Consider the following 916-nt stretch of genomic DNA (forward strand, 5'->3'; position numbering starts at 1 on the left):
TGAGAATCGATTGAAGGATATACGGGATTGTGGTAGACTTTTGCATGGGAGTCGCCACCTTTCGGTTCGTTTGTAAGGGTACAAACATTTTACCGAGTTGGCGGCTTTTTTTCTACCATTTAGTGGTGGTTAATCAACAGGCCTGATGTTGGGGGAGACTTTTAAAGTCTTCCCCTCTTATAGATAAGAGAAGTAGTAAAACGCAATATAAGCTGAGATGGGCCCTATTAGCACCATAATCCACGATATCACAATGCTATGTATTTTTTGAGCTAAGTAAAATGTTATTGATCCAAGTATGGTTGTCAAATCTAATGTATCACGATCTAAACGTAAAATTGCTCCAAGTAAGAGGGCAAAAATAAACCCTAACGAAAAAAAAGAGATAATTTCTAATAAAGTATCTCTACTTGCGTGTTTTGTAATAAATTTCAATAAGAACCAACCCAAAACACATCCAAGGTAGCTGAATAATACAACAACCAATAAGCTAATAGCATAAGTTCTTAGTGTACTGGTGTTAGACGAATCACTTTTATTTAAAATAGCGAAAGAGCAGAGTAACGTAGCAACAAAAGCAGAAGCACCAGCACCTTTAAGGTAAGCAAACATGATCATCACTCCTCCTCTATACGTAAGATAACATGGAATGTTTTTCAAGTCACTGATTATTCAGTGCTCCGGGATTAATTCGGAAAAATTGAGGGAACAAACTCAGGAAACTCCGTACTAATATTGGATTGTCAACAGTAAACCAGACAGCTTTTTGTACGAAAATGACACCTTGCACGAAGTAGCAGGATGTAGTTCTTTACCCTGAAGTAGAAGGGTTCTGTAAAATGGCACAAAAAAACACCCCCTACAAATTGATTAACTAATATATGGTACTTTAGGGTTTATCCAACATCTCCCAACT

At 37.1% G+C, this 916-nt stretch carries 1 protein-coding gene; it reads right to left on the bottom strand.

Translation table 11 applies throughout. The features are described from left to right. Nucleotides 1-177 precede the first annotated feature (177 nt). On the bottom strand, nt 178-612 hold the full coding sequence (locus PPOP_RS16995; protein WP_006287887.1) for a hypothetical protein: 435 nt from the start codon (nt 610-612) through the stop codon (nt 178-180). Between the last annotated feature and the right edge of the window lie 304 nt (nt 613-916).

Source organism: Paenibacillus popilliae ATCC 14706 (genome assembly GCF_000315235.1).
Classification (GTDB): Bacteria; Bacillota; Bacilli; order Paenibacillales; family Paenibacillaceae; genus Paenibacillus_B; species Paenibacillus_B popilliae.

What these genes read in the sequence shown, in the direction of transcription:
- PPOP_RS16995 (WP_006287887.1), bottom strand. Translation starts at nt 612, where the DNA reads ATGTTTGCTTACCTTAAAGGTGCTGGTGCTTCTGCTTTTGTTGCTACG.